This window comes from Halopolyspora algeriensis, from assembly GCF_003337235.1.
Classification (GTDB): Bacteria; Actinomycetota; Actinomycetes; order Mycobacteriales; family Pseudonocardiaceae; genus Haloactinomyces; species Haloactinomyces algeriensis.
This window is the reverse complement of record NZ_QPJC01000016.1, coordinates 26,511-44,352: the sequence shown is the minus strand read 5'-3', so window position 1 is coordinate 44,352 and position 17,842 is coordinate 26,511. Positions and strand designations below refer to the sequence as shown.

The following is a 17,842-nucleotide window of genomic DNA, read 5'->3' as shown; positions in this document are numbered from 1 at the left end:
GGCAATAGTTACTGGTGAGTAAAGTCATCGTCAACGGTGGCCCGACGAGGCGGCTCGTGCGAATACCCGCACATCGCCACGGCCGGTGACCCGGCGGACCGTGTCTACCCCCACGAGACCGAAAATCTCCGACTCCGCGCTACAACCGATCGGAGCTGTCCCGCCACGAGTACTGACGCAGAGCGACGAAATTGCCGCCGAACGGGTTTCGAGCAGATTCACCCTTCTCTCGGCCGGCCGCACGCCGCCCGAGAGGTGAGGCTCCGTGGCTCACGCCTCCGAGCCGTCGAGCTCGGCCAGAGCATGCGGAAGCGCTTCGTTGAACTTCTCGATGTCGGGCAGCGCCGCCCGGTTGGCCTGCAGTCCGACATGGACGCGATCGCGGTACTGGGACGCCGCGATGGACAGGGCATGTCCCGCGGCCAGCGGCACGAGTGGGTACAGCTCGCGCAGTCCGGCACCGTCCAGCGACACCGGCATGTCGGGCAACGGCACGTTGGTGATGACGGTGTCGAACAGCAGCGGGGCACCGCGGACCGCGGTGCGGGTGGCCAGCCGGTGCAGCGCCGGAGGTACCCGATCGGCCAGTACCGGGAGCGCACCGGGTCCGCGAAGCGGTCCCGCACTCTTGTTGTCCCGCATCGAGGACCGCAGTACATCCAGCCGCAGGCGCGGATCGGGCTCGTTCACCGGTAGATCACACAGGTAGCCGGAAAGCCGGTTGTTCCCCGCGGGCTGCCGATCGCGGCAGCGGTGGCTGACCGGGACGAGAGCGCGCAGCCGCAGCGTGTCGACGGGGTATCCGCGCGTGGTGAGCCACCGGCGCAGCGCTCCGGTCACGATGGCCAGCACGATGTCGTTCGTCGTACCGCCGTGGCATTTGCGGACCCGGCGGATGTCGCCCATCTCCAGTGCGAACAGTTCGATCCGCTTGCTCGCCGAACGCGGTGCCAGCAAGGGCGAGGCCGGCCGCGGCATCTGGACGTTGCGGAGTACGGACCAACCGATGTTCAGTGCCTCACCGGCCTGCTGCACGGTGTGGCGGAGTTCGTCGGCGGCGGTGAGGGTGGTGCGCACCAGCCGGTCGGGCCGGGAGATCGATGTCAGCATCGAGCGGGCGAACCCCAACACACCCCGCTCGGTGCCCGCCGGATCGGGCTCGTGCGTGTCGGCAACGGGTTCGAAACCGTCGAGCAGGCCGAGACCGAGCTCGACCGCTCCGGCCCCGTCGGCGAGGGCGTGGTGCAGTTTCACCAGGATGGCGAATCGCCCGCCGTGCAGACCGGTGAGCACGTGCAGCTCCCACAGCGGGCGGGTCAGATCAAGGGGTTCGGCCACCAGCTCGGAAACCAGGGTGGCCAGCTCGTCCGGGCCGCCGGGCCAGGGAACGCCGTGGTTGTGAATGTGTTCCTCGGCCCGGAAGTCGGGATCCTCCTCCCATTGCGCGGCCCCGGCGGGAAGCCAGGAGTCGCCGACATGCCTGCGCATGCGCGGTATGCGCTCGACACGTTCGGCAAGCAGTGCTTTCAGCCTGGCGGGGTCCACCTCCTCTCGAGGATCGAAGACCGCGACAGCGCCGATGTGCATCGGTGCGTCGTGCTGTTCGAGGCACAGAAATGCCGTATCCAGTGCGCCGATCTCGCGCGTTGCCATCGCCCTTCCTCACCACAGGCACTCGCCGGCAGTGGCGTTTTCGGAAACTTTTCCGCACATGCCGACGGACGAACTTCTCATCGCAGCGCGACTCGTCCGGACACCACAGCTCGGCAGGTCCGGTCGGAAACACCCCGTATTCCCCATGCCCCGCTACTTCACGGCCATGTTTCCCGGTCCGAGATGGTTGCCGCCGGGCGAAACGCCCAAGACTCACCGGAAGAGGTATTTCCGCCGAGCAAATCCGATCCTCGTCACTCGGATGAGGGAGGACAGGCGCCCGTGATCGACCGGGAGCTGTATCTGCCCGAGCAGGCCGGGTGCGCCGATCCTGCGCGGTGCGAAGCGGCCGGGATACCGTACGCACATGAGTTCGCCACGAAACTCGACCGGCCCAGCAGATGATCACCCGTGCTCAGCGGGCCGGGCTGCCGTTCTCCCGGGTGGCCGCCGACGAGGTCGGCGGACAAAGCCCCCACCTGCGCGCCTGGCCAACGGCCCGGGGCATCGGCTTCGTGCCGGCAGTGTCCTGCGGTGATCGCCTGCCCGTCGGAGCGAACGGGACCCGGCTGACGGTGGACGGCATCGCCGCCGAGCTGCCTGCCTCGGCCTGGCAGACCCACAGCGTCGGCACGGCGCCACGCCCCAACCTGGTCAGCCTGGCACCGACACCGCCAAACACAAGCCCAGCACGCCCATTACCAGCGACGACATCACGAACTATCACTGGAGTACCACCGCACGATGCACGAGACTGGTTCAGGACGGGAGTTCCACGAGGAGCAGGGAACCGGCCGTTGAGTGGGCAGCACCGCAGCGGGGACGCTGCTGACTCAACACCGCCAACCCGCATCCGCTGACCGAACAGCCGGCGGAAGCCGAAGCTCGTCGTCGGCCGGTTTCGGCCCACCCGGGCTGCCCGTGGCCTCGCCGGCACATGTCCGCAACGGAGCATTCCCATGAGCGATGACACACCGACCGGCCTGGCAGCCGAGTCCACGCAACAGACGAGACTGAATCGGATCGTCTTCTACGGTTCGGCCGTCGTCATCCTGGCGATCGCCCTGTGGGCGGTCGTGACACCGGCAGCGGCCGCTGAGGTCATCGGCACAGTGGTGAGCTGGATCTCCACGTGGTTCGGGTGGTTCTACATCCTGCTCACCACGATCATCCTGGTGTTCGTGGTTTTCCTCGGTGTCTCCCGCTACGGGCGGACGAAGCTGGGGCCGCAGCATTCGCAGCCGGAGTTCAGCACGCTGACGTGGGCATCGATGCTGTTCGCCGCCGGCATCGGTACCGACGTCATGTTCTTCGCCGTCTCCGAGCCGGTCACGCAGTATCTTTCCCCACCGCACGGCCAGGGGGAGACGATAGAGGCCGCCCGGCAGGCAACCGTGTGGATGCTGTTTCACTACGGCATCAGCGGATGGGGGATGTATGCGCTGATGGGCATAGCACTGGCCTTCTTCGCCTACCGGCGGGGACTGCCGCTGGCCATCCGTTCCGCCTTGTACCCGATCTTCGGCAAACGCATCTACGGAGGGCTCGGGCACGGGGTGGATCTCGCTGCTGTGCTGGGCACCATCTTCGGCATCGCGGCCTCGCTGGGAATCGGGGTGGTCCTGCTCAGCTACGGGCTCGAATTCCTGTTCGGCATTCCCACGGGGACAGCGTCCCAGATCGGCCTGGTGGCTGTTGCGGTGATCATGGCGACGCTGTCGGCGGTCAGCGGTGTTGACAAGGGCATCAAGCGGCTGTCCCAGCTCAACGTGCTGCTCGCGCTCGGGCTGGCCGGGTTCATCCTGGTCACCGGCAAGACCGTGTTCCTGCTCAACGCGCTGGTGCTCAACCTCGGAGTCTACGTGCGCTCCTTTCCGGGCATGACGCTGGAAACCTTCGCCTTCGACCGGCCCGTCGACTGGCTGAACGCGTGGACGCTGTTCTTCTGGGCCTGGTGGATCGCGTGGGCGTCGTTCGTCGGACTGTTCCTGGCCCGGATCTCGCGCGGCCGGACCATTCGTCAATTCGTCACCGGGACGCTGATCATCCCCTTCCTGTACATCTTGATGTGGGGGTCGATCTTCGGCAACACCGCGCTGGACATCGTCCGCACCGGCGGAGGAGACTTCGGGCAAGTCGCCGTGAACCAGCCCGCACAGGGGTTCTACTCGCTGCTGGCGCAGTTTCCCGCCACTCTCGTCATCGCCGGGCTCGCCACGTTCGTCGGGCTGCTTTTCTACGTGACCTCGGCCGACTCGGGCGCGCTGGTGATGGCCAACCTCACATCCCACCTGCCGACGCCGGAGGCCGATGCGCGCAGCGGCGTGCGGATCTTCTGGGCGATGGCCACCGGCTTGCTCACCATGGCGATGCTCATCGTCGGCGGAGTTCCCGCACTGCAAAACGCCACCATCATCATGGGGCTGCCGTTCGCCTTCGTCATGATCCTCGTGATGGTCGGCCTGTACAAGGCGCTGCGGATGGAGGGAACCCGCGCCGACAGCCAGCGACAGAGCCTGCCCACAATGCTGTCCGGACGCAGCACGACCGCGGAGGAAGGTGCCGCCGAGAGGACCTGGCGGAACCGCCTCACCCGCGCCCTGACCTTTCCCGACCGGGTCCGCATCGACGAGTTCCTCACCCGGGTGGCAGAGCCCGCCCTCGACACGGTGGCGCAGGAGATGCACGCCCAAGGAGTACAGGCACACGCACGTCGGGAAACCGATCACGCGGGAGTCTCCTACCTCGAACTGGTGGCCGACATCGGGGAGGAACATCCGTTCCGGTACCAGATCCGGCCCCACGAGGCCACCATGCCGGCCTACGGCTCTCGCGGCAGCGAGGTCTACTACCGGCTCGAGGTGCACCTGCAGGAGGGGGGACAGGGATACGACGTGATGGGGTACACGCACGGCCAACTGATCGACGACGTCCTCGATCAGTACGAGGCTCACCTGGAGTTCCTGCGGCTCAACGAGACCACCGCGGGCTAGCACCAAGGCCGTGCGGTCGAGCGGTTGTGGTGATTGCCGAGGGTCTGCCGGTGCCAGGACGCCGATGCCCGGGGTGGCGTCGGTGCGGGAGACCTTCACCGATCGGGTGGGCGCTGCCTGCCCGCACGGCATCCCGTCGGTGAGTACCGGAGACCCTGGCGCACATACCGCCCAGTCGGTATGGTCCGTGGACATGGCCTCCCCCGATGCCCACATCGACGCGGTGATCTTCGATTACGGAGGTGTCCTCACCACACCGGGACGCACCGCCATTGCTGCCTGGACGCAGGCGGAACGCATCGACCCGGAGACGTTCTCGGCCGTGCTCAAGAACTGGCTGTCCCGCCGCGCCGCCCCGGGGAACCCTCTCCACCGGCTGGAAACCGGCGAGATGCCGGTCGAGGAGTTCAACCGGGTGCTGGCCGACCGCCTGCGCACCGAGGACGGTCGTCCGGTGGAGCCGGACGGTCTGCTCGCCCGTCTGTTCTCCTTCATGCGCAGCGATCCGGTGATGTTGCGGCTGGTGGAAGACCTGCGGCGGCTCGGACTGCCGACCGCCCTGCTGTCCAACAGCTGGGGGAACAACTACCCGTGGGAACAGCTCGACACGCTGTTCGACGTGGCTGTCATCTCCAGCGAGGTCGGCAGGCGCAAACCCGATCCGGACATCTACCGGATCACCCTGGAACGCCTCGGCCTCCCCGCCGAGCGGGCGGTGTTCGTCGACGACGGCGCTCCGAACATCGAGGCCGCCCGGCAACTGGGCATGCACACGGTGCTGCACGACAGTGCCGAGCAGACCCGCCGGAACCTGGCCGAACTGGTTCCCGACCTCAGAGCCGAACTCCCCCAGGAGACCGCATGACCGACCACGCCTCCGCCGCCGACCTGCCCGGCCTCGATCCGACCCGACTGCACGAGTACCTCGACAAGCAGCGTCCCGGCCTCGTGCAGGGGCCGCTGACCGGCGAACTCATCCAGGGCGGGCGCTCGAACCTGACCTATGTCGTCGGCGACGGCACCAACCGGTGGGTGGTCCGGCGACCCCCGCTCGGCCACGTGCTGGCCACCGCGCACGACATGAGCCGCGAGTACCGCGTCATGACGGCACTGGACGGCACCGACGTCCCCGTTCCCCGGACGGAGTTGCTGTGTGACGACGAAGACGTGATCGGGGCCCCGTTCTACGTCATGGACTTCGTCTCCGGCACCGTCTTCCGCAGCGCCGAGCAGACCGAGTCCCTCGAGCTCGCCCGGCGCAAGAGCCTGGCCTTGCGGCTCATGGACGTGCTGGCCGATCTGCACGCGCTCGATCCGGCCGAGATCGGGCTCGGCGACTTCGGACGCCCCGACGGGTTCCTCGAACGCCAGGTCCGCCGCTGGGGCAAGCAACTGGAGGCCTCGCACAGCCGCGAGATCCCCGGCATCGGCGAGCTCCGTGAGCAGTTGGCCACCCGCGTTCCCACCACCCGGCGCGCGGCGATCGTGCACGGCGACTACCGGCTGGACAACGTCCTCGTCGGCGACGACGAGCACATCCGGGCCGTGCTCGACTGGGAGATGGCCACCCTCGGCGACCCGTTGACCGACCTCGGACTGCTCGTCGTGTACTGGGAAGGTTTCAACGGGATCGAGCAGAACCCGATCGCCAAGGGCATCGGTCCCGAGTACGGCTTCCCGCCGGCACGCGAGCTGCTGGAGCGCTACACGCGGCGCAGCGGCATCGACCTGTCCGAAATGGACTGGTACATCGCCTTCGGCTTCTTCAAGATCGCGGTGATCCTGGAGGGCATCCACTACCGCTACGTCCACAACCAGACCGTCGGCGAGGGATTCGACCACGTCGGCGCGCTCGTCGCACCGCTGGTCGAACAGGGACTCGCCACCCTCAAGGAGGCTTCTTAGGCAATGCCCGGATTGGCTTGGATCGCGGTGCCGGCGGCGGAACCTCAGGCGTCGCCTCGGCTCCGGGAGTCGGCACATCGAGTAGCCACCTACGCCACGTGCCAACTGTCCTCGCGAGGGCGACGCCTGAGAACCCGCGGCGGTGCCAGTTGCTTGGCGTGGCGGAAGTGGCTGACGCCACTTACTCGACGGCCGGTACGACCGGAACAGCCGGTTCCCCAATCAGCGCGGCCCCTTGGGAATTTCGAGAACAACCTGGCACAGGGTTCGCCGAACCGTCGGAGCCAGTCACTCTGCTCAAGCCGATCACTCAAGCGACAAGGCGCCCTTCTCGGGAGGAACTTAAATGGAATTCGCCTTTGACGAGACCACCGAGCGCCTCCGTGAACAGCTCACGGAGTTCATGGACACCCACGTGTACCCGGCCGAAGCCGTGCTCGCCGAGCAGGTCGCCGAGGCCGAGAATCCCTGGACCACCCCGCCGATCGTCGAGAAGCTCAAGGACGCCGCCCGCAGTCAGGGGCTGTGGAACCTGTTTCTGCCCGGCGAGCACGGTGCGGGCCTGACCAATCTCCAGTACGCGCCGCTGGCCGAGATCACCGGGCGCAGTCCCCGGCTGGCACCGGAGGCGCTGAACTGCTCGGCACCGGATACCGGCAACATGGAAACTCTGGCGCTGTTCGGCACGCAGCAGCAGCGCGACCAGTGGCTCACTCCGTTGCTGGAAGGTGAGATCCGCTCGGCGTTCTGCATGACCGAGCCCGAGGTCGCCTCCTCGGACGCGAACAACATCTCCACCCGCATCGAGCGCGACGGCGACGAGTACGTCATCAACGGCCGCAAGTGGTGGTCCTCCGGGGCCATGAACCCGAACTGCCGGATTCTCATCGTCATGGGCAAGACCGATCCGGACGCCGAACGCCACCGGCAGCAGAGCATGATCCTGGTTCCCACCGACACTCCGGGAATCGAGATCAAACGGGGCATGCACGTCTTCGGCTACACCGACGGCGACCACGGCGGCCACGCCGAGATCGAGTTCCGCAACGTGCGCGTGCCCGCGGCGAACATCCTGTCCGGAGAAGGTGAGGGCTTCGCCATCGCCCAGGCACGGCTCGGCCCCGGGCGCATCCACCACTGCATGCGCGCGATCGGGATGGCCGAGCGCGCGCTGGAGCTGATGTGCCGCCGCGTCTCGCAGCGCGAGGCCTTCGGTGGAGCACTCGCCGACCAGGGGATGGTGCGGCACTGGATCGCCGAGGCACGGGTGAAAATCGAGACGACCCGCCTGCTGGTCCTCAAGACCGCGTGGCTGATGGACACCGTCGGCAACAAGGGCGCGCACACCGAGATCCAGGCGATCAAGGTCGCGGCACCGGAGATGGCCACCTGGGTCATCGACCGTGCCATCCAGGCCCACGGCGGAGCGGGGGTCAGCCAGGACTTCCCGCTGGCCAATCTCTACGCCAGTGCTCGCACCCTGCACATCGTCGACGGGCCGGACGAGGTGCACCGGCGCTCGCTGGCCCGGCAGGAACTCAAAAAGCACCGCTGACCCCGCAGGCAGCGCCCGTTTCGCGCCACTGCGACACCCGATTCCGTAAGGAGCCCCTCATGACCCGATCCCCCCGAAGCGCCGCCATCGTCACCGGCTCAGCGCGCGGCATCGGTGCCGCCACCGCGCGACGCCTGGCCTCGGACGGCTTCGCCGTCGGTGTCGTCGATCTCGACGAGAAGCAGTGCGCCGACACGGTCTCGGCCATCGAAGCCGATGGAGGCCGGGCGCTGGCGGTGGGTGCCGACGTCAGCGATGCCGAGCAGGCGCAGGCCGCCGTCACCCGCGTGGCCGACGAACTCGGTCCGCCGCAGGTGCTGGTCAACAACGCCGGTGTCATCCGGGACAACATGCTGTTCAAGATGAGCGAGCAGGACTGGGACAGCGTCATGGACGTGCACCTGCGCGGGTCCTTCCTCATGAGCCGCGCAGCGCAGAAGCACATGACCGAGGCGGGCTGGGGGCGCATCGTCAACCTCTCCAGCACGTCGGCTCTCGGCAACCGCGGGCAGGCGAACTACTCCACGGCCAAGGCCGGTCTGCAGGGATTCACCAAAACCCTGGCCATCGAGCTCGGCAAGTTCGGTGTCACCGTCAACGCGATCGCGCCCGGCTTCATCGCCACGGAGATGACCGCCGCGACCGCCGAGCGGGTCGGCATGTCCTTCGAGGACTTCAAGGAGGCCGCGATCGGCAGCATTCCCGTCGGCAGGGAGGGACGCCCCGAGGACATCGCCAACACCGTCTCGTTCTTCGTCGGTGAGCAGGCAGGGTTCGTTTCCGGGCAGGTCATCTACGTCGCCGGCGGCCCGAAGGCATAGCAGAGTGCGCGGGTCGGCGTGAGTGGCGGTGCGGGTGGCGGAACCTCCGGCTGCGCCTCGCTGCGGTAGCCCCGACATCAGGTAGTCACTACATCACGTCGGCACTGTCCTCGCGAGGCTGTGCCGGAGAACCCGCCGCGGTGCCGGTTGCTCCCGTCGATGGAAGCGGCTGACGCCGCTCACCCGGCATCCGGTACAGCCACCGGAGAGCCGGTACCTCTCGCCGCATCAATCCGCGCGAGCAGTGAGGAGTTCCCATGATCACGGCTGACGAGCTGCGCGATCGCGTTCGCGAGTTCCTGTCCCACCACGATCCGGGCGAGCTCGATCGCCTGGAGTTCCTGCGTGCCCGTTTCGACGCCGGACTGGCCTGGGTGCACTACCCGCCCGGTTTCGGCGGGCTCGATGCCGCCCGCGCCCTGCAACCCGTGGTCGACGAGGAATTCGCGGCGGCGGACGCCCCGGACAACGATCCACGCAGCAACGGCATCGGTCTCGGTATGGCGGCCCCGACGATCCTGCAGCACGGATCCGACGAGCAGCGCCATCGCTTCCTCCGGCCACTGTGGACCGGCGAGGAAGTGTGGTGCCAGCTGTTCAGCGAGCCCGGTGCGGGATCGGACCTGGCGGCGCTGTCGACCCGCGCGGTCCGCGACGGCGACGACTGGGTGGTCGACGGCCAGAAGGTCTGGACCTCCCTGGCGCACACCGCGCGGTGGGCCCTGCTCGTCGCCAGGACGGATCCCGGCGTGCCCAAGCACCGCGGGCTGACGTACTTCGTCTGCGACATGACGGCGCCGGGGGTGGAGGTACGTCCGCTGCGTCAGATCACCGGCGAGGCCGAGTTCAACGAGGTGTTCTTCTCCGGCGTGCGCATCCCCGACTCGCAGCGCCTGGGCGAGGTGGGTCAGGGCTGGCAGGTGGCGATGTCGACGCTGATGAACGAACGCGTGGCCATCGGCGGCGGCAACACCGCCCGTGAGGACGGGATGATCGGCGTCGTGGCCGACACCTGGCGGCAGCGGCCGGAACTGCGCACTCCCGGGATGCACGACCGCCTGCTGCGACTGTGGGTCGAGGCCGAGGCCACCCGCTTGACCGGCGAACGTCTCCGGCAGCAACTCGCGGCGGGCGCTCCCGGACCGGAGGGCTCCGCGGTCAAGCTCGCCTTCGCACGGCTGAACCAGTCGATTTCCGGCTTCGAGACGGAACTGCTCGCCGACGAGGGTCTGGAGTACGACGACTGGACCATGCGCCGCCCCGAGGTCACGGACATGACCGCACGCGGCCCCGGCTACCGGTATCTGCGTGCCAAGGGCAACTCCATCGAGGGCGGGACCTCGGAGGTCCTGCGCAACGTCATCGCCGAGCGAGTGCTCGGCCTGCCCGCCGAACCCCGTGTTGACAAGGACGTTGCCTGGAAGGAGCTCCCCCGATGAGTACGCCGGACCTGCTCTACGGCGAGGCCGAGGAGGACCTGCGCAAGAATGTGCGCAGGCTCCTGCAGGAACGTTGTGATCCGAGCGCGGTCCTCGCGCGGTGCGAAAGCGACGAACCCTACGATCTCGCCCTGTGGGCCACCCTGGCCGGTGAACTCGGTGTCGCCGGACTCGTGGTGCCCGAGGAACTCGGCGGGGCGGGGGCGAGCGCGCGCGAACTCGCCGTGCTCGCCGAGGAACTCGGCCGCGGCGTCGCCCCGGTGCCGTTCCTGGGCAGTGCGGTGCTGGCCACCACGGCACTGCTCGAATGCCCCTCCTCCGAGGCGCGCGAGGCGGTGGCGGCGCTGGCCGGCGGTTCCCGCATCGGCACCGTGGCGGTGCCGATGACGACGGCTCCGGGCAGCGTGTTCCCGACGTCGGTGAGTGCCCGCGGCGGAGCACTCACCGGGACCGTGCGCACGGTCGTGGATCTCGAGGTCGCCGACCTCGTGGTGGTTCCCGCCACCGACGAGGACGGGCCGGCGCTGTACCTGCTCGATCTTTCCTCCTCCGGGGTGAGGCGGACACCGGTGACCCCGCTCGACCTCACCCGGCGGATCGGCACGCTCGGTCTCGACGGCGCCTCGGGCCGGCGCATCGCCTCCTCGGACAGCGCCGAGGAGGTCCTGCAGCACACCCTGACCACCGCCGCGGGAATCCTCGCCTCCGAGCAGACCGGGCTGGCCCAGCTGTGCCTGGACTCCACGGTGGAGTACGTGCTGACCCGCTACCAGTTCGGCAGGCAGATCGGCTCGTTCCAGGCCGTCAAGCACCGCCTGGCCGATCTCTGGGCCGGGGTGAGCACCGCCCGCGCGACCGCGCGCGGTGCGGCGGACGCGCTGGCCACCTCCGGTGGCGACGTGGACATTCCCGTGGCGCTGGCACAGGCGTACTGCTGCGACACGGTCGTGCTGGCCGCCGAGGAGCATCTGCAACTGCACGGTGGGATCGGCATGACGTGGGAGCATCCCGCGCACCTGTATCTGGGCCGCGCGAAGAGCACCCAGCTCGCCCTCGGCACGGCCGAGCGGCATCGGGCCACGATCGCCGCCCGCGGTGGTCTGCCCGCAGCATGAGAACCGATCCACCCACTACGGAAGCGAAGGAGTCACACATGCGCGTGTTCGCCGGTCAGGAGGAGATCCTCGCCGCCAAGGGCGAGAAGCTCGGCAGCAGCCAGTGGCACACCATCACCCAGGAGCAGGTCGACCGGTTCGCCGACTCCACCCTGGACCACCAGTGGATCCACGTCGATCCGGAACGCGCCGCCCAGGGACCGTTCGGCGGCACGATCGCGCACGGGTTCCTGACGCTGAGCCTGGTCAGCGCCCTCAACGCCGAGATCTACCGGTTCGAGGGCATCAAGATGGGCATCAACTACGGCGTGAACAAGGTCCGGTTCCCCAGCCCGGTCCGTGTCGGTTCCCGCGTCTGCGCGCACACCGAACTCGCCGATGTCGTCGAGACCGGCAACGGGCTGCAGCTGACGGTCAACACCACTGTGGACATCGAAGGCGGCGACAAGCCCGCCTGCGTCGCGGAGGTGCTCACCCGCGTGATGTTCTGACGGCTCGAGGGGTCGTGAGCGCGTCGACCGGCCGGGCTCGGCAGGCCGCTCCCACCCCGCCCCGTGCGGGCCGTCACCTCCGGAAGCGGCCCGCGCGGAGGCCGTCGAGGAACGCGGACCAGCGTTCGGCGGGGACGGTCAGCATGCCGCTGTCCGGGAACTTGGAGTCCCGCGCGGCCACCACCCCGTCACCGAAGGCGACCTCCACGCAGTTGCCGCCACCTGTGCCGCCACCGCCGGAGAAGCTACTCTTGCGCCACTCGACGAGGTGGAAGAGCTCATCGCTACTCACTGGGTGTTCCCCTCTGTTGCGGTTCGCGTGTACTGCTGAGCAGCCTGCTCGATCCTTTCGGTGGATTTTTCCGGAGACAGTGCTCGCTCCATGAGGATACCGAATCGCAGAGTGTAAGCTCTCACGTTATCTCGATCTTCGATGTACACACCGCGCCCGGGACCCTCGGCGTAGCCGATGTCCGGGATGGGGTCGGGCGGTGTCAGGATCGAGAAAGGGCCTTCCAGCGCGGGGATGGCTCCGGCTGCCTTGGGAAGAACCTGCAACGTGATGTTGGAAGACTCAGCGCTTGCCTCAGCGAGGTGGAGGAGTTGGCGGCGCATCATCGAGGCCGGCCCGACGGGTCGTTCGAGAAGCCCCTCGTCCAGAATGACGTGCAGGTGAGGTGGATCGCTACGGCTGAGAATCTGCTGCCGTGTGATACGCGCGCTGACACGGCGTTCGATTTCGTCCTCAGCGAGGCCCGGATTGATGCCGCTGATCACCGTTCGCGCGTATTCGGGTGTTTGTAGCAGTCCCGGGACCAGAAGAGTTTCGAACTGCCGCGAGGCAACAAGCGCGACCTCCAGGCTGAGGAAGGTGTGGAAGTCCTCCGGGAGGTTCTTGCGGATGTCGACCAGCCAGCCTCGGGTGTGCGCAGTGCGGGCCAGGTCGACCAGCCAGGCTCGCAAGGACTGGTCCTCTGTTCCGTAGACATCGAGTAGTTGCTCGACTTCACTCGACTTGATGCCCTGTTCGCGGTTCTCGATGCGGGAAAGCTTGGGGCGCGACCACTTGCCCTGACCCTTGCGCACCTCGGCTATCACTTGCTCGTGCGTGAAGCCTGCTTCCTCGCGGAGCTTCCGGAGCGTTTCAGCAAGTTGCCAACGCCGCACCGTCGTGCTGGCGAGATGGTTGTCCTGGGGCATCCGCAACCTCCGACAAGACCCTCACGCATTAGCCAATACGAGTGAAAAACTGGACGTTCACTTCTAAAAATGGACGTCTAGATTCAGTCTATCCCCGACAGTCAGTACACGGGCAAGTACCGAGTGCAGGAGGTGGCGATGCTAGCCGGAGCCGGGGACGGGTCCTCAGGGGAGTCGCGGGACGACGGTCCGGAGCCGTCGCGGTTGAGCGAGGAGGAGTTCGCCGAGCTGATGCGGGAGATCGCAGAGGAAGACCTGCCGCGCGTGTTCGCGCTGGTGGAGGAGTTCGGCGAGCGCGAGTGCGCGGGTCTGTACGCCTGGGGCGTGGAGGTCGGCGACCGTGCGAGCGTGTTCACCGCCGACGGCCGCCCGCTGGCGCACTGCGGCTCCGCCGCCGGTGCGCACGAGATGTTCTCCCTGATCCGCACCGTGCATCTGGTGTGGCCGTCGGCGGCCCCGGCAGAGAACCCGTAGCCGGAACGATCCGGCCGTGGCGCATTCGAGAACGTGCCGGATTTCGGGTCATGCCGGCAGGTAGCGTCGGTGCGTGGCCGGGATCGTCGAACTGAACCACTACCCCGTCAAGGGATGCGCAGGCACCTCGACGGCGGAGGCACTCGTGACACCCGCAGGTCTGGCGCACGACCGCAGCTTCATGGTCGTCGGCGAGGACGGAGCGTCCCGCACGCAGCGGCGGCATCCGCGGCTGGCGCTCGTTCGTCCCGAGATCGGTGCGGACGGCGAGCGGCTCACCCTGCACGCCCCCGAGATCGAAGCGGTGAACGTGGACGTGGACACGGCCACCGCCCGGCGCGACGTGAATCTGCTCGGCGCGTCCTACCGGGGTATTGATCAGGGCGATGCGGTGGCCGGGTGGCTGTCGGAGGTGCTCGGCACACCGAGCAGGCTCGTGCGGGTCCCACCGGAGCACGACCGTGTCGCCGACGGCTGGATTCCGGGCACCTCCGGCTATGCCGACAGCAGCCCGGTGCTCGTCACCGCACTGTCCTCTCTGGAGGACCTGAACAACCGGATCACCGCCCGAGGCGGTGATCCGGTCCCCATGGACCGCTTCCGTCCCAACATCGTGATCGACGGCTGGGACGAACCGTACGGTGAGGACCGGGCGCGCCGACTCCACGCCGGCGAGGCGGAACTGGGCTACAGCAAGCTCGCGATCCGCTGCGCCGTCACGCTGATCGATCAGGAGTCCGGCAGGAAGGCCGGCCCGGAGCCCCTCCGCTCACTCGCCGACCACCGGCGGGCACGACGGGGCGGCGTCGCCTTCGGGGTCAAGTTCGCCGTGACACGGGCCGGCAGGCTGTCCGTGGGCGACGAGCTCACCGTCACCTGCCGGGGCGAGTCCGAGCTGTAGCATCCGCAGCCGGGTCTTGTTCTTCCCGCAGTGAGACGCCGGTGACCGGGTCGGTGCGGGAACTCGCCACTGCCGCACGTACTCGACGCGACGGGGGTATCACGACCGGTCGAGGATCGTGTGGGCCGCCGGGGTGCGCGCCGGGCCGGCTGTGTCCTGGCGCCCCGCCCTCTGCTCGGTCTCCACACCGCGTTGGTGCCCGATCGTCACTATGCTCTGTCTCGGAGAGACGGCGAGCACGTACCCAACCGTCCACGACGTAGCCGAGCGCATGTGCGCAGTGAGCCGAGTGGCCATCACCCCTGCTCCCGGGCACACCGAACGGATTGCGAGCGAGGAGCCTGCACATGGAACACACACGACTTGGCAATTCGGGCCTTTACGTCTCCAGACTGGCACTGGGCACCATTCCCTTCGGGTCCGGGGGAGGGTTCGAGAAGATCGCAGGTGTACGAGGAGAGGAGGCCGGCCGTCAGATCCGCGAAGCGGTGGACCGCGGCGTGAACTTCATCGACACCGCCAACATGTATTCGGCCGGAGACGCGGAACGCGTCCTGGGCGAGGTGCTGGGCAGCATGCGCGACGACGTCATCCTCACGTCGAAGGCACGGATGCCCGTGGGCGACGGCCCCAACGATTCCGGCGCCACTCGGCACCACCTGACCCGCGCGGTCGAGAACAGCCTCGACCGCCTGCGGACGGACCACCTCGACCTGCTCTACATCCACCAGTGGGACGGGCGAACCCCGATCACCGAAACCATCGCCACCGCCAACGAGCTGATCAAGGCCGGGAAGATCCTGTACTGGGGTGTCTCCAACTTCAACGGATGGCAACTGGCGAAGACGGTCTACGAGGCGAAGCTGTCCGGACTGGAAGGTCCGATCGCACAGCAGGTCTACTACACGCCGGAGGCCCGGGAGATCGAGTACGAGATCATCCCCGCGGCCCGCGACCTCGGGGTGGCGACCTTCGGGTGGAGCCCCCTCGGTGAGGGCTTGCTCAACGGCAAGGTGCGCCGCGGCGTCGAGACGCCGCCCGATACCCGTCAGGGCGCGGGGTGGCCGGAGCCGCACGTGGCGGACCGGGAGCGTGCCTACGACCTGATCGACCTGTTCGGCGAGGTGGCCACGGACCTGGGATGGTCGATCCCGCAGGTGGTGATCTCCTGGATCCTGGGCCGCCCGGGCGTCAACGGGACCGTGATCGCGGCGCGCAGCCTCGAACACCTGAAGGAAGACCTCGACGCCGCAGAACTCACGTTGCCGCAGCAGGCCCGCGATCGCATCACGTCCGCATCGCAGCTCCCCGCCTACTACCCGCTGTGGCATCGGATGATGACCGGCCAGGACCGTCCGGAACCGGCCGAGGCCGAGTACTACCAGGAGCAGAGGAAGAACGTCTTCGGCAGGGAGGAGTAGACCGAGTCGACTCCCGCGCCGCCTGGGTCAGCACCACCCGGAAAGTCCGAGCACGGGATCATTTCGCTCGAGGAACCGTTGCCGCATGCCCGCGAGGAGATCCTCTTCGCACAGGGGTTCGGCACGTGGCCGGTGCTCGTCCTTGCTGCCTCGTGGCGCTCATCCGCGGGCGTAGGCAACCCGGCCGACGGTGTGGCCGTCGCCGACCCGTTGAACACCCTCGGCGAGCTGTTCCAGCGGGAGTGCCTCGCTGACCAGCGGGCGCACCGCGCCCTTCTCCGCGAGCCCCACGAGTTCGGCATGCGCTCGCCGGACGGACTCGGGATCGCGCTCGTTGTACAGGCCCCAGTGCAGCCCGACGATCGAGTAGTTCTTGATCAGCGCGTGATTGAGGCCGGGCGTGGGGATCGTGCCGCCGGCGAATCCGATGATCAGAATCCGGCCCTCGAAAGCGATGCACTTGGTCGAACGCGTGTAGGTCTCGCCGCCGACCGGGTCGTAGACCACATCGGCCCCGCGTCCGCCGGTCGCCTCCTTGACCACGCCGACGAAGTCCTCGCTGTGCCGGTCCACGACGATGTCGGCACCGAGCTGCCGCGCCACCTCGGCCTTCTTCTCCCCGCCGACAACTCCGATCACCCGAGCCCCTGCGGCCTTGCCGAGCTGGATGGCGGCACTGCCCACACCTCCTGCCGCAGCGTGCACGAGCAGCGTTTCCCCCGGCTGCAAAGCAGCGCGGCGATGCAGGCCGAACCACCCGGTCTGGTATCCGATGAACATCGAACCCGCTTCGGCGTCGGAGAGCGCTTCGGGAGCGGGAAACGCCCGGTTCGCGTCCATCACGGCGAACTCCGCGAAACCCCCGTGCGGCAGCGCGGCTCCCCCGATCACCCGGTCGCCCGGCGAGATGCCGGTGACATCGGCACCGAGTTCGACCACTTCACCGCACAGCTCGACACCGGGAGTGAACGGCAGCTCCGGCTTGAGCTGGTACTCCCCTCGGCACAGCAGCACATCGGGGAAGTTGATCGGACTCGCCAGCACCCGGACCACGATCTGACCGGACTCGGGGCGCGGATCGGGCCGCTCCTCCAGCCGCAACACCTCGTTCGGCTGACCGAGTTCGTGAAGCTGCCATCCCTGCACTCGCCACCTCCTGTGTACCGACTGGTCGGTATGCTAGCGCGCACACAGCTCGCTGTACACCGTCCGGACAGCCTCACGGGCGCAGCGAGTCCAGCAGCAGGTCGGCGAAGTGCTCACCGACCTGCTCACCGGTCAGCTCACCCCCGGGGTGAAACCAGGTACCCAGATGGTGGACCGCACCGAAGAAGAAGTCGACCACGAGGTCGGCGGGCTTGTCGGAGCGGAAGACACCGTCGCGCTGCCCTTCCTCGATCAGCTGCTGAACGCGCTTGTGGTAGCGGCGACGTTCGGCCCGGACCTCGGCCTGCTTCTCCGAATGCAGCAGGTGCATCGAGCGGAAGAAGATCACCGTGTCGTCGAGGTTGGCCGCGGTCGTGGTGACCACGTCGGCGGCCACCGCGTGCAGGCGCCGCTGCACCGGCTCGGAGCTGTCGGCGAACTGCTCCATGCGCGCCGTCTGCACGCGCAGCACGCGCGCATAGATCTCGTACAGCAGATCGTCCTTGGAGCCGAAGTAGTGATACATGGCCCCCTTGGTGACACCGGCCGTGTCCACGATCTGCTGCACCGAGGTGGTCTCGAAGCCCTGTTCGGCGAACAGGCGGGTCGCCACCCTCAGCAGCCGCTGCGGTACCGGCTCGGCATCCCCGTCAACGGTATGAGCCGCCTCGGCACCGCCGGCACCCGTCCGCGCCATTGTCGCCCTCCTGCCTTCGCGGTGTCCGTCT

Annotated in this window: 16 protein-coding genes; 11 read left to right on the top strand and 5 right to left on the bottom strand. The window is 67.9% G+C overall.

Annotated features, from left to right (window positions below; translation table 11 throughout):
- Positions 1–270: 270 nt before the first annotated feature.
- Positions 271–1,653 (bottom strand): wax ester/triacylglycerol synthase family O-acyltransferase, encoded by a 1,383-nt coding sequence (locus DFQ14_RS19445; protein ID WP_114454772.1) that lies wholly within the window; start codon positions 1,651–1,653, stop codon positions 271–273.
- 959 nt (positions 1,654–2,612) lie between these two features.
- Here DFQ14_RS19445 and betT point away from each other — a divergent pair.
- From betT to DFQ14_RS19405, 8 genes are all read left to right on the top strand, one after another.
- Positions 2,613–4,646 (top strand): choline BCCT transporter BetT, encoded by a 2,034-nt coding sequence (betT, locus tag DFQ14_RS19440; RefSeq protein ID WP_114454771.1) that lies wholly within the window; start codon positions 2,613–2,615, stop codon positions 4,644–4,646.
- A 193-nt stretch (positions 4,647–4,839) separates the two neighbouring features.
- Complete coding sequence (locus tag DFQ14_RS19435; RefSeq protein ID WP_114454815.1) at positions 4,840–5,511, top strand: HAD family hydrolase; 672 nt, start codon at positions 4,840–4,842, stop codon at positions 5,509–5,511.
- Complete coding sequence (locus DFQ14_RS19430) at positions 5,508–6,551, top strand: phosphotransferase family protein (protein ID WP_114454770.1); 1,044 nt, start codon at positions 5,508–5,510, stop codon at positions 6,549–6,551. Before DFQ14_RS19435 ends, DFQ14_RS19430 begins: the two co-directional genes overlap by 4 nt.
- Before the next feature lie 346 nt (positions 6,552–6,897).
- On the top strand, positions 6,898–8,106 hold the full coding sequence (locus tag DFQ14_RS19425; protein WP_114454769.1) for an acyl-CoA dehydrogenase family protein: 1,209 nt from the start codon (positions 6,898–6,900) through the stop codon (positions 8,104–8,106).
- 59 nt (positions 8,107–8,165) lie between these two features.
- On the top strand, positions 8,166–8,927 hold the full coding sequence (fabG, locus tag DFQ14_RS19420; protein ID WP_114454768.1) for a 3-oxoacyl-ACP reductase FabG: 762 nt from the start codon (positions 8,166–8,168) through the stop codon (positions 8,925–8,927).
- A gap of 257 nt (positions 8,928–9,184) precedes the next feature.
- Positions 9,185–10,366, top strand: a complete 1,182-nt coding sequence (locus tag DFQ14_RS19415; protein WP_114454767.1) for an acyl-CoA dehydrogenase family protein — start codon at positions 9,185–9,187, stop codon at positions 10,364–10,366.
- Positions 10,363–11,481 (top strand): acyl-CoA dehydrogenase family protein, encoded by a 1,119-nt coding sequence (locus DFQ14_RS19410; RefSeq protein ID WP_114454766.1) that lies wholly within the window; start codon positions 10,363–10,365, stop codon positions 11,479–11,481. Before DFQ14_RS19415 ends, DFQ14_RS19410 begins: the two co-directional genes overlap by 4 nt.
- Before the next feature lie 38 nt (positions 11,482–11,519).
- Entirely contained in the window at positions 11,520–11,972 is a 453-nt protein-coding gene (locus DFQ14_RS19405) for a MaoC family dehydratase (RefSeq protein ID WP_114454765.1), read from the top strand.
- A 73-nt stretch (positions 11,973–12,045) separates the two neighbouring features.
- Here the strand turns inward: DFQ14_RS19405 and DFQ14_RS19400 are convergent, their stop codons facing one another.
- Together DFQ14_RS19400 and DFQ14_RS19395 are read right to left on the bottom strand one after the other, a co-directional pair.
- Positions 12,046–12,264 (bottom strand): DUF397 domain-containing protein, encoded by a 219-nt coding sequence (locus DFQ14_RS19400; RefSeq protein WP_114454764.1) that lies wholly within the window; start codon positions 12,262–12,264, stop codon positions 12,046–12,048.
- Positions 12,261–13,172 carry a helix-turn-helix domain-containing protein gene (locus tag DFQ14_RS19395; protein WP_114454763.1) on the bottom strand — a complete coding sequence of 304 codons (912 nt, stop codon included), beginning with the start codon at positions 13,170–13,172 and terminating at the stop codon, positions 12,261–12,263. Before DFQ14_RS19395 ends, DFQ14_RS19400 begins: the two co-directional genes overlap by 4 nt.
- A 138-nt stretch (positions 13,173–13,310) precedes the next feature.
- On the opposite strand from DFQ14_RS19395, the gene DFQ14_RS19390 reads away from it, so the two are divergent.
- From DFQ14_RS19390 to DFQ14_RS19375, 3 genes are all read left to right on the top strand, one after another.
- Positions 13,311–13,646, top strand: coding sequence for a hypothetical protein (locus tag DFQ14_RS19390; RefSeq protein ID WP_114454762.1), 336 nt, complete (start codon positions 13,311–13,313; stop codon positions 13,644–13,646).
- A 73-nt stretch (positions 13,647–13,719) separates the two neighbouring features.
- Entirely contained in the window at positions 13,720–14,547 is an 828-nt protein-coding gene (locus DFQ14_RS19385) for an MOSC domain-containing protein (protein ID WP_114454761.1), read from the top strand.
- Between the two features lie 347 nt (positions 14,548–14,894).
- Positions 14,895–15,968: an aldo/keto reductase gene (locus DFQ14_RS19375; RefSeq protein ID WP_114454759.1), complete on the top strand. Its 1,074-nt coding sequence runs from the start codon at positions 14,895–14,897 to the stop codon at positions 15,966–15,968.
- A 159-nt stretch (positions 15,969–16,127) separates the two neighbouring features.
- Here DFQ14_RS19375 and DFQ14_RS19370 read toward each other — a convergent pair whose 3' ends face one another.
- Together DFQ14_RS19370 and DFQ14_RS19365 are read right to left on the bottom strand one after the other, a co-directional pair.
- Positions 16,128–17,114 carry an NADPH:quinone oxidoreductase family protein gene (locus tag DFQ14_RS19370; RefSeq protein ID WP_114454758.1) on the bottom strand — a complete coding sequence of 329 codons (987 nt, stop codon included), beginning with the start codon at positions 17,112–17,114 and terminating at the stop codon, positions 16,128–16,130.
- 73 nt (positions 17,115–17,187) lie between these two features.
- Positions 17,188–17,811 carry a TetR/AcrR family transcriptional regulator gene (locus tag DFQ14_RS19365; RefSeq protein ID WP_114454757.1) on the bottom strand — a complete coding sequence of 208 codons (624 nt, stop codon included), beginning with the start codon at positions 17,809–17,811 and terminating at the stop codon, positions 17,188–17,190.
- Positions 17,812–17,842: the final 31 nt, after the last annotated feature.

What these genes read in the sequence shown, in the direction of transcription:
- DFQ14_RS19445 (WP_114454772.1), bottom strand. Translation starts at nt 1,653, where the DNA reads ATGGCAACGCGCGAGATCGGCGCACTGGATACGGCATTTCTGTGCCTC.
- betT (WP_114454771.1), top strand. Translation starts at nt 2,613, where the DNA reads ATGAGCGATGACACACCGACCGGCCTGGCAGCCGAGTCCACGCAACAG.
- DFQ14_RS19435 (WP_114454815.1), top strand. Translation starts at nt 4,840, where the DNA reads ATGGCCTCCCCCGATGCCCACATCGACGCGGTGATCTTCGATTACGGA.
- DFQ14_RS19430 (WP_114454770.1), top strand. Translation starts at nt 5,508, where the DNA reads ATGACCGACCACGCCTCCGCCGCCGACCTGCCCGGCCTCGATCCGACC.
- DFQ14_RS19425 (WP_114454769.1), top strand. Translation starts at nt 6,898, where the DNA reads ATGGAATTCGCCTTTGACGAGACCACCGAGCGCCTCCGTGAACAGCTC.
- fabG (WP_114454768.1), top strand. Translation starts at nt 8,166, where the DNA reads ATGACCCGATCCCCCCGAAGCGCCGCCATCGTCACCGGCTCAGCGCGC.
- DFQ14_RS19415 (WP_114454767.1), top strand. Translation starts at nt 9,185, where the DNA reads ATGATCACGGCTGACGAGCTGCGCGATCGCGTTCGCGAGTTCCTGTCC.
- DFQ14_RS19410 (WP_114454766.1), top strand. Translation starts at nt 10,363, where the DNA reads ATGAGTACGCCGGACCTGCTCTACGGCGAGGCCGAGGAGGACCTGCGC.
- DFQ14_RS19405 (WP_114454765.1), top strand. Translation starts at nt 11,520, where the DNA reads ATGCGCGTGTTCGCCGGTCAGGAGGAGATCCTCGCCGCCAAGGGCGAG.
- DFQ14_RS19395 (WP_114454763.1), bottom strand. Translation starts at nt 13,172, where the DNA reads ATGCCCCAGGACAACCATCTCGCCAGCACGACGGTGCGGCGTTGGCAA.
- DFQ14_RS19390 (WP_114454762.1), top strand. Translation starts at nt 13,311, where the DNA reads ATGCTAGCCGGAGCCGGGGACGGGTCCTCAGGGGAGTCGCGGGACGAC.
- DFQ14_RS19375 (WP_114454759.1), top strand. Translation starts at nt 14,895, where the DNA reads ATGGAACACACACGACTTGGCAATTCGGGCCTTTACGTCTCCAGACTG.
- DFQ14_RS19365 (WP_114454757.1), bottom strand. Translation starts at nt 17,811, where the DNA reads ATGGCGCGGACGGGTGCCGGCGGTGCCGAGGCGGCTCATACCGTTGAC.